Here is an 8,514-nt window from a genome sequence, read left to right as displayed (position 1 = left end):
CGGATCGAGATCATCCCGGTCCTCGTGCTGTTCACGAAGGCGTTCTGGACGTCGTAGCGTCCCTCGGCGGCCGAGCTTCGAGCGACGGAGTCGGCGTCGATATAACTTCATTTTTAAATTGGATTCTCAAACCGAATGCCTTGTAGGCGATCGATGCCGGGAGTAGGTATCACACAGTTGTGGAGTGGTCGTTTATAAGCAATCGAGCCGTGCTGCTGTTGGCGTTTTATGTGTTGCTGACGGCTCTGTGGTGGCAATTTTCAAAGCCCCAGCCGCTCGGCTGTACGACACTACAGTTTATAAACTGCTCATCGATCGCCAACACCTCCAAAGCCCCAGCCGGGAGGACGCCGCACACTCGCTGCGCTCCTCGCTCGCGTTGCTCGCTGCGGTGCTTACGTCGTCTGCGGCGTCCTCCCGGCTGCCCCTTTGAGTCCCACCCCCGCACGGCGACCGCACCTCACGCCTCCCCAGCCTCGTCGATGGTCCTCCGCTTCGCTCCGGACCATCGACTCCCTCGCGCGTGCGGTTCGCGGCCTGTCGGCCGCTCACTGGCACGCGCCACCGCACCGTCTTTTACGATTTTTAAGAATCCACGGACCCCTACCGACGGCTTCTTATCGCATCGGAAAGCTACGACGCACATCGGAACCTCTGAGGGACACTCGTGACACGAACGACGGTCGACGTACGAGCGACGCTCAGCTACACCGGGACTATCGTGAAGCTCCTCTCCGCGTCGATGAGCGTCCCGCTCGTCGTGGCGCTGATCTACGGGGAGGACGCGCTCACGTTCGCGGTCTCGATGACGATCGCGGTCGCGGTCGGCGCGGGAATGGAACGGCTCGACGACGAACCGGACCTCGGCCCCAGAGACGCGCTGGCGGTCGTCTCGCTGGCGTGGCTCATGGCCGCGGTCGTCGGCGCGATCCCGTACGTCATCGCGGGCTACGGTACCCCCTCCGCGCTCGGACACCCGGTGAACGCGCTGTTCGAGTCGATGAGCGGCTTCACCACGACGGGGGCGACCGCGACCGCGGAGATCAGCTTCGAGCGGCACTCGCACGCCGTGTTGATGTGGCGGCAGCTCACCCAGTGGCTCGGCGGGATGGGGATCATCGTGCTGATGGTCGCGATCCTGCCCCAACTCGCCGTGAACGGCGCGGAACTGATGAAATCTGAGGCGCCGGGGCCGGGCCTCCAGAAGCTCACGCCGCGGATCGCGGAGACGGCGCGGGCGCTCTGGCTCATCTACGCCGGGTTCACGGCCGCGCTGATCGCGATCCTGTTCGGCCTCGGCCTCACGCCGCTCGCGCCGAACATGGACCTGTACAACGCGATCGCCCACGGCTTCTCGACGCTGCCGACGGGAGGATTCTCCCCGCAGGCGGAGAGCATCGCGGCGTTCTCGCCCGTCGTCCAGTGGGTGTTCGTCCCGTTCATGGTGATCGCCGGGGTGAACTTCGCGCTGTTCTGGTACGTGCTGCGCGACGACCCGCGAGAGATGTTCGGAAACACCGAGTTCCGCATGTACCTCGGGCTGGTGACCGGGTTCGCCGCGGTGCTCGCGGTCGGGCTGTTCTACGGCGGCGCGCCCGAGACGGGTATCGGCGGGGTTACGGAGGGCGTGACGGAGAGCGCGCTCAGACACGGTGCCTTCCAGATCGCGTCGCTTTTGAACTCGACTGGGTTCGCGACCGCGAACTTCGCGGAGTGGGACACCCAGACCAAGTTCTTCCTGCTGTTCGTGATGTTCGTCGGCGGCTCCGCGGGCTCGACCGGGGGCGGGATCAAGGTCATCCGGTGGCTCATCCTGTTGAAGGTGCTGTACCGCGAGCTGTACACCACGGCGAACCCCGACGTCGTCCGGCCGGTGCGGCTCGGCGGCGAGGTCGTCGACGAGGACGTGATCCGCGGCATCCTCGTGTTCACGCTGCTGTACTTCCTCGTGTTCGCGCTCTCCGCGGTGTTCATCGAACTCGACACGACGCGGGTCGGGGAGGGCCTCACCGGGACGCAGGCGTTCGCGGCGTCGCTCGCGACCATCGGGAACATCGGGCCGGGGCTCGGGCCGCTCGGGCCCTTCGGGAGCTACGAGTTCCTGCCGAACACGACGAAGCTGCTGATGATCGGGCTGATGTGGGTCGGGCGGCTGGAGATCGTCCCCGTGCTCGCGCTGTTCGTCGCCGGCGTCGACGAGCGGTGAGCGGGCGCCCGTGTTACGGACCCGGTCGCGGGAGGCACCTTCTTAAACGGCGGCGGGCGTAGTACCTCGTATGAACGGAACCGACGAGACAGACGACACCGGCGGTCGGGACCTGCTCGCTCACGTCCTCCTCCCGGTCGCGAACGAGGAGGACGCGCTGGCGACGGCGCGGGCGCTCGAACCGTACGAGACCGGGCGCGTGACCGCGCTCCACGTCGTCGAGAAGGGCGAGGGCGTCCCGGACAAGACCCCGGTCGAGCAGTCGGAGGAGCTCGCGGCCGAGTCGTACGCCGCGGTCCGGACGGTGTTCCCGGACGCGGGCGAACACACCGCGTACGCACGCGACGTGGTCGAGGCGATCTTCGACGCCGCGGCGGAGGAGGACGCGAGCGCGATCGCCTACCGGCCGCGCGGCGGGAACCGGCTCGTCCAACTGCTCTCGGGCGACCTGTCGACCGAGCTCGCGACCGACGCGCCGGTGCCGGTCGTCGCGCTCCCCCGCGCGGATTCGGACGAATGAGCCGTCGCCGCCCTCGTGGGGCCGGCTCAGACGGGCGCTGATCCGTACCCCAACCGATGCCACGCGCCGACGATCGACCGACGCCGGGCAGCGGGGGACGACCGACGGTCATGGTCGCGCTTTCGAACCCGCGGACCGAGGCGGCGCTCGTCGCGCTCGCCGGCGCCTTGGCCGAGCATAGGGGGGGCCGCCTCCTCGCGGTCCACGTCGTCACCGTCCCCGACCAGACGTCGTTAGAGAAGGCCGCGGAGAACAGGGCGAAGCTCGACGAGTCCTCCGCGGAGCTGCTCTCGGCCGCCGTCGACGACGCAGAGGGATTCGACGCGCCGGTCGCGACGAAGACGGTCCTCTCGCACCGCGGGATCGAGGAGGTGTTCGACGCCGCGCGGCGGAACGACGCCGACGCCGTCGTGATGGGCTACGGCGGGGCGCGGTTCGCCGGCGGGCGCGTCGAGGGCTCGCTGGACGAGCTGGCCAGCGACCTCCCCTGCGACTTCCTCGTGTTGGACGGTCAGCAGCTGAACCTCTCTGACGTGCTCGTGCCGACGGCGGGCGGCCCTTCCTCCGACCTCTCCGCCGAGGTCGCGCTCGCGCTCCGAGAGGGCGTCGGGGCGAACGTCTCGCTGCTCCACGTCGTCGACGAGGGCGGCGAGGCGTCGGGCCGCGAGTTCCTCGCCGGGTGGGCCGAGGGGCACGGCCTCGGGGACGCCGACCTGCGCGTCGAGACCGGCGACGTCGAGGCGGCGATCGGTCGCGTCGGCGAGGGGTACGACCTCGTGATCGTCGGCGCGACGGAGCGCGGCCTCCTCTCCCGGATCGTCCGCGGGTCGCTCGCGCTCGAGGCCGTCGAGCGGCTCGACACCCCTGTGTTGCTCGCGGAACGCCCCTCCGCGCGGTCGCTCCGCGAGCGGCTGTTCGGCGGGCGCTGAGGCGAGCGGACGCTGCGACTGTCACCCGCCCTTTTCAGAATATAATGAATATTTATACGCGACCGGCGGGTAACGGGCGGTATGTACGACGACGAGGAGCTCTCCGCGATCCGCGAGGCGAAGGCGTCGTGGGAGGCGGAGACGCTCGACCCCACCCTCGACCGTCACGGGGAGCGGAAGGAGCGGTTCGCGACGGTGTCGAACCGGGAAGTCGACCGGATCTACACGCCCGACGACATCGCCGACCTCGACTACGACGAGGACCTCGGCTTTCCGGGCGAGGCGCCCTACACTCGCGGCGTCTACCCGACGATGTACCGCGGCCGCACGTGGACGATGCGCCAGTTCGCGGGGTTCGGCACCGCCGAGGAGACCAACGAGCGGTTCCGCTACCTCATCGACGAGGGCCAGACCGGGCTCTCGACCGCGTTCGACATGCCCTCGCTGATGGGGATCGACTCCGACGACAAGATGTCGCTCGGCGAGGTCGGCAAGGAGGGCGTCGCGGTCGACACGCTCCGCGACATGGAGGTGCTGTTCGACGGCATCGACCTCGCGGAGGTGTCGACCTCGTTCACGATCAACCCGAGCGCGCCGGTGATCTACGCGATGTACGTCGCGCTCGCCGACCAGCGCGGCGTTCCGCGCGAGAAGCTCCGGGGCACCCTCCAGAACGACATGCTCAAGGAGTTCATCGCGCAGAAGGAGTGGGTGATCCCCCCGGCCCCGTCCCTCGATCTGGTGACCGACACGATCGAGTTCGCCGTCGCGGAGACGCCGAAGTTCAAACCCATCTCCGTGTCGGGCTACCACATCCGCGAGGCGGGCTCGACCGCGGTCCAGGAGCTCGCCTTCACCCTCGCCGACGGCTTCGCCTACGTCGAGGCGTGCCTCGACCGCGGGCTCGACGTCGACGAGTTCGCCCCCCAGCTCTCCTTCTTCTTCAACTCGCACAACTCCCTCTTCGAGGAGGTCGCGAAGTTCCGCGCCGCCCGCCGGATCTACGCCACCGTGATGGAGGAGTGGTACGACGCCGAGGCCGAGGCGTCGAAGCAGCTGAAGTTCCACACCCAGACCGCCGGGCAGTCGCTGACGGCCCAGCAGCCGCTCAACAACGTCGCGCGCGTCACGATCCAGGCGCTCGCCGGGGTGCTGGGCGGCACGCAGAGCCTCCACACCAACTCCTTCGACGAGGCGCTCGCGCTCCCCTCCGAGCAGGCGGTGCGCGTCGCGCTCCGCACCCAGCAGATCATCGCCGAGGAGTCGGGCGCGGCCGACATCGTCGATCCGCTGGGCGGCTCCTTCGCCGTCGAGAGCCTCACCGACGAGACCGAGGCGGACGCGATGGCGTACATCGAGGAGATCAGAGAGATGGGGGACGGCTCCGTGCGCGACGGCGTCCTCCACGGCATCGAGCAGGGGTACTTCCACCGCGAGATCCAGGAGTCGGCCTACGAGTACCAGGAGCGGGTCGACGAGGGCGACGAGACGGTCGTCGGCGTCAACGCCTACGAGATCGACGAGGACACGCGCCCCGACCTGCTGAAGATCGACGAGACCACCCGCGAGCGCCAGCTCGACCGGCTGGAGTCGGTGAAGGACGAGCGCGACGACGACGCGGTCGAGCGCGCGCTCGACGACCTCCGCGACGCCGTCGACGCCGGCGAGAACGTGATGCCAGCGATCGTGGCCGCGGTGAAGGCGTACGCGACGATGGGCGAGGTCATGTCGGTGTTCGAGGCGGAGTACGGCACCTACCGGGAGCGGATCGGCGTCGCCTGACCGGGCGAAAAACGAGGACGGGCCGACTGCGCGTCTCGTCGGGTCGACCGCGCGTCACGCCGTCTCGACGGGGTTCGCCGCCTCCGCGCACCACGCGTTCCCCCGGCGGCCCGCCCGCCGGAGGTCGAGTTCGACCACCGAGCCGGGGTCGAGCGACGACAGCTCGGCCTCCACGTCGGGGTCGTCGTACTCGACGACGTACAGCGTCCCGTTGCGCGGGTACTCGCGGAGCGTGATCGCCCCGTGGTCGTTACACGCGTCGACGACCGTGTACTTGCCAGTGCGGTCCATCCCGTGCTGCGCTACGACGTGGCCTCTGTTAACAGTTGTGCGCAGTGGCGCGTCGGCCGCACGCGGCGGTGCGCCGACCGCGCGGGGCGGCCGCGAACGGTCCATTTTAATCGGGCCGTCGCCTCGCTCGGGTATGACGGAGACGGAGGTCCCAGAGGACCACCCCCGGTACGCGTCGCTCGTGACGCGCCACCGGATCGAGGCGGGCGTCGAGCGGGGGATCACCTCGAAGCAGGGACTGATCGCGCAGGGACGCGGCGAGGCCTTCGACTACCTCCTCGGCGAGCGCACGCTCCCGAGCGCCGACGCCGCTGCCCGCGCCGCGGCCGCGACGCTCCTGCTCGCCGACCATCCAGTGATCTCGGTGAACGGCAACGTGGCTGCGCTCGCGCCGAGCGAGACGGTCGCGCTCGCCGAGGCGGTCGACGCCGACCTCGAGGTCAACCTCTTCAACCACACCGACGAGCGCGTCCGACGGATCGCCGACCACCTCCGCGACCACGGGGCCGACGAGGTGAAGGGGCTCGCCGGCGACGGCGAGATCCCCGGGCTCGACCACGCCCGCGGCGTCGTCGACGCGGACGGGATCGAGGCGGCCGACGTGGTCGTGGTCCCCTTGGAGGACGGCGACCGCGCCGCCGCGCTCGACGCCATGGGCAAGACGGAGATCGTGGTCGACCTCAACCCCGGGAGCCGGTCCCCGCGGACGGCCGACGTGCCGATAGTCGACAACCTCCTGCGCGCGGTGCCGAACGTCACGGCTCACGCGAACGACCTCGCGGACGCGACGCCCGCCGAACTGGAGCGGGTCGTCGACGAGTTCGACGCGGCCGAAGCGCTCGACGCGGCCGAGGCGGCGATCCGCGAGGGGTCGTTCGCGGACGGGGACGGCCCGTAGCTCGGCCGCCGGAAGGCAAAAACGTGCGCCCCCCGTATCGGTCGGTATGGAACTCGACGAGACGGATAGGGCCATACTGCGAATCCTTCAGGAGGACGCGCGGACCCCCTTCTCGGAGGTCGCGCGCCGGATCGACATGTCCAGCGCGACCGTCCACGACCGGGTCAGCCGCCTCGAGGATGCGGGCGTCATCCGCGGGTACCACGCCGACATCGACCCGAAGGCGGTCGGGCACGGCGTCGGCGCGTTCGTGGGCCTGCGCGTCGAACAGGGCCGCGAGGAGGACGCGCTCGAACGGCTCCGCGGCATCGACGGCGTCCGCGAGATACACCTCACCACCGGCGAGTGGGACGTCATCCTCCGGGTCGTCGCGGCCGACACCGACCGCCTCCGGGAGCTGATGTTCGACCGGATCGCGGAGACCGACGGGTTCTCGCGCTCGCAGACGATGGTGATCCTCGGCACCGACTACGAGCAGCCCGGGCCGCCGCTGTAGGGCGGTGGAGGTCGCCGGCGGGCCGCGGTCCCCTCGCGCGGGACCGGAACGCTCAACTCGGGACCTCCCCCAACGGTGACCATGAGCACAGGTGTCGCTGACGGGTTCGACCCGTCGCCGGAGCGCGCGTGGGCGGCGGTCGTCGGCGGCCTCACGGCGGTGCTGGCGGTCGGATCGGTCGTCTTCCCGCGCGCGGTCTACGACCGCTTCCTCTGGCGCTACTTCTGGGGCCCGGTCGTCGCGGACGGCGAGGGCGCGCAGTGTGCGGTCCGCGACGCCGGCGGGACGGAACTGCTCGACAGCAGCGCGGCGTGTCAGTCGGCCGTGAACGCCGGCGAGGTGGTCGCGACCCCGGGGTACACGACCTTCTCGACGGTGAGCTACGTGGTGATCCTGCTGGCGATGCTGATCGGCGTCGTCTTCCTCCTCCGCCGGCTCGACATCGCCACGGAGTTCCGGTTCTTCTACGCGCTGTTCCCGTTCATGCTGTTCGGCGGGGCGATGCGGACGGTCGAGGACGCGGGCGTCGCCGCGACCGCCGCCGGCGTCGAGCCGCTGATCCCGTTCCCGGCGAGCGCGGTCCTCATCAGCCCGTTCATCTACTTCACGGTGTTCCTGTTCACGCTCGCGTGCGTCCTCGCGGCGTACGGGCTCGAACGGCGCGGGGTCGTCGACGACTACGCGCGCCCGCTGTTCGCGTCGGGCGCGGCGGGGCTCGCGCTCGCGGTCGGCTACCTCTCGTACCTCGCGATCACGACCGACTACGTGACCTTCTACCCGCAGGTGCTCGTCCCGACGCTCGTCATCGCGACCGTGACGGCCGCCATCACCTGGGCGGTGGCGACCCGCCGGGTCCCGACGATCCGACAGGGGACCGGCGCGGCGGGGATCGTGATCATCTGGGGGCACGCGATCGACGGGGTCGCGAACGTGATCGGGCTCGACTGGATGCCCGCGCTGACCGGCACCGCGAACCTCGTCCCGAAACACGTCGTGAACTCGCTGATCGTCGACTGGACGGGGCGGCTCCTGCCCGCGTCGATCGTCTCCGCCACCGGCGACGCGTGGCCGTTCCTCCTCGTGAAGCTCGTCGCCGCGTCGTTCGTCGTCTGGGTGTTCAACGGCGAGATGTTCGAGGAGTCGCCGCGGTACACGCTGCTGCTCCTCATCACGGTGCTCGCCGTCGGACTCGGCCCGGGCACGCGGGACATGCTGCGCGCGACGTTCGGCGTTTAAGTAGCCGATTCGGCTTCGGTTTGTTATTTATAAGGGATTCCCGTGGGTGGCGTTGCGAACACGTCCGAAGCCGCAGTCGCTTGTTTATAAGTAGGTGACTGTGGAGCGCCGGCGAACACATCCAAAGCCCCGACTGCTCGCTTGTAGACAGTTGAC

General features: G+C 69.5%; 8 protein-coding genes. 7 read left to right on the top strand and 1 reads right to left on the bottom strand.

The window, feature by feature from the left end; all coding sequences use genetic code 11:
* The first annotated feature begins 667 nt into the window (after positions 1-667).
* From Q0116_RS03420 to Q0116_RS03405, 4 genes are all read left to right on the top strand, one after another.
* On the top strand, positions 668-2,206 hold the full coding sequence (locus Q0116_RS03420; RefSeq protein WP_297885523.1) for a TrkH family potassium uptake protein: 1,539 nt from the start codon (positions 668-670) through the stop codon (positions 2,204-2,206).
* A 70-nt stretch (positions 2,207-2,276) separates the two neighbouring features.
* Positions 2,277-2,726, top strand: coding sequence for a universal stress protein (locus Q0116_RS03415; protein WP_121596203.1), 450 nt, complete (start codon positions 2,277-2,279; stop codon positions 2,724-2,726).
* Positions 2,727-2,836: 110 nt separating this feature from the next.
* Complete coding sequence (locus Q0116_RS03410; RefSeq protein ID WP_297885519.1) at positions 2,837-3,655, top strand: universal stress protein; 819 nt, start codon at positions 2,837-2,839, stop codon at positions 3,653-3,655.
* Between the two features lie 81 nt (positions 3,656-3,736).
* Positions 3,737-5,437 (top strand): methylmalonyl-CoA mutase, encoded by a 1,701-nt coding sequence (locus Q0116_RS03405; RefSeq protein WP_297885517.1) that lies wholly within the window; start codon positions 3,737-3,739, stop codon positions 5,435-5,437.
* Between the two features lie 54 nt (positions 5,438-5,491).
* Here the strand turns inward: Q0116_RS03405 and Q0116_RS03400 are convergent, their stop codons facing one another.
* A complete protein-coding gene (locus Q0116_RS03400) occupies positions 5,492-5,728 on the bottom strand; it encodes a hypothetical protein (protein WP_297885515.1) in 237 nt (78 codons plus the stop codon).
* Between the two features lie 133 nt (positions 5,729-5,861).
* Between Q0116_RS03400 and Q0116_RS03395 the strand changes: the two genes are divergently transcribed.
* From Q0116_RS03395 to Q0116_RS03385, 3 genes are all read left to right on the top strand, one after another.
* Complete coding sequence (locus Q0116_RS03395; RefSeq protein WP_297885514.1) at positions 5,862-6,626, top strand: 4-phosphopantoate--beta-alanine ligase; 765 nt, start codon at positions 5,862-5,864, stop codon at positions 6,624-6,626.
* Positions 6,627-6,672: 46 nt separating this feature from the next.
* On the top strand, positions 6,673-7,122 hold the full coding sequence (locus tag Q0116_RS03390; protein WP_297885512.1) for an Lrp/AsnC family transcriptional regulator: 450 nt from the start codon (positions 6,673-6,675) through the stop codon (positions 7,120-7,122).
* An 81-nt stretch (positions 7,123-7,203) separates the two neighbouring features.
* Positions 7,204-8,358, top strand: coding sequence for a DUF63 family protein (locus tag Q0116_RS03385; protein WP_297885510.1), 1,155 nt, complete (start codon positions 7,204-7,206; stop codon positions 8,356-8,358).
* Positions 8,359-8,514: the final 156 nt, after the last annotated feature.

The organism is uncultured Halorubrum sp., assembly GCF_937146585.1.
GTDB lineage: Archaea > Halobacteriota > Halobacteria > Halobacteriales > Haloferacaceae > Halorubrum > Halorubrum miltondacostae.
The sequence above is the reverse complement of the archived record's forward strand: the minus strand, read 5'-3'. Positions and strand labels throughout refer to the sequence as shown.

Bases quoted from the DNA above. Each gene is read 5' to 3' on its own strand.
- Q0116_RS03415 (WP_121596203.1), top strand. From the start codon at position 2,277: ATGAACGGAACCGACGAGACAGACGACACCGGCGGTCGGGACCTGCTC.
- Q0116_RS03410 (WP_297885519.1), top strand. From the start codon at position 2,837: ATGGTCGCGCTTTCGAACCCGCGGACCGAGGCGGCGCTCGTCGCGCTC.
- Q0116_RS03405 (WP_297885517.1), top strand. From the start codon at position 3,737: ATGTACGACGACGAGGAGCTCTCCGCGATCCGCGAGGCGAAGGCGTCG.
- Q0116_RS03400 (WP_297885515.1), bottom strand. From the start codon at position 5,728: ATGGACCGCACTGGCAAGTACACGGTCGTCGACGCGTGTAACGACCAC.
- Q0116_RS03395 (WP_297885514.1), top strand. From the start codon at position 5,862: ATGACGGAGACGGAGGTCCCAGAGGACCACCCCCGGTACGCGTCGCTC.
- Q0116_RS03390 (WP_297885512.1), top strand. From the start codon at position 6,673: ATGGAACTCGACGAGACGGATAGGGCCATACTGCGAATCCTTCAGGAG.
- Q0116_RS03385 (WP_297885510.1), top strand. From the start codon at position 7,204: ATGAGCACAGGTGTCGCTGACGGGTTCGACCCGTCGCCGGAGCGCGCG.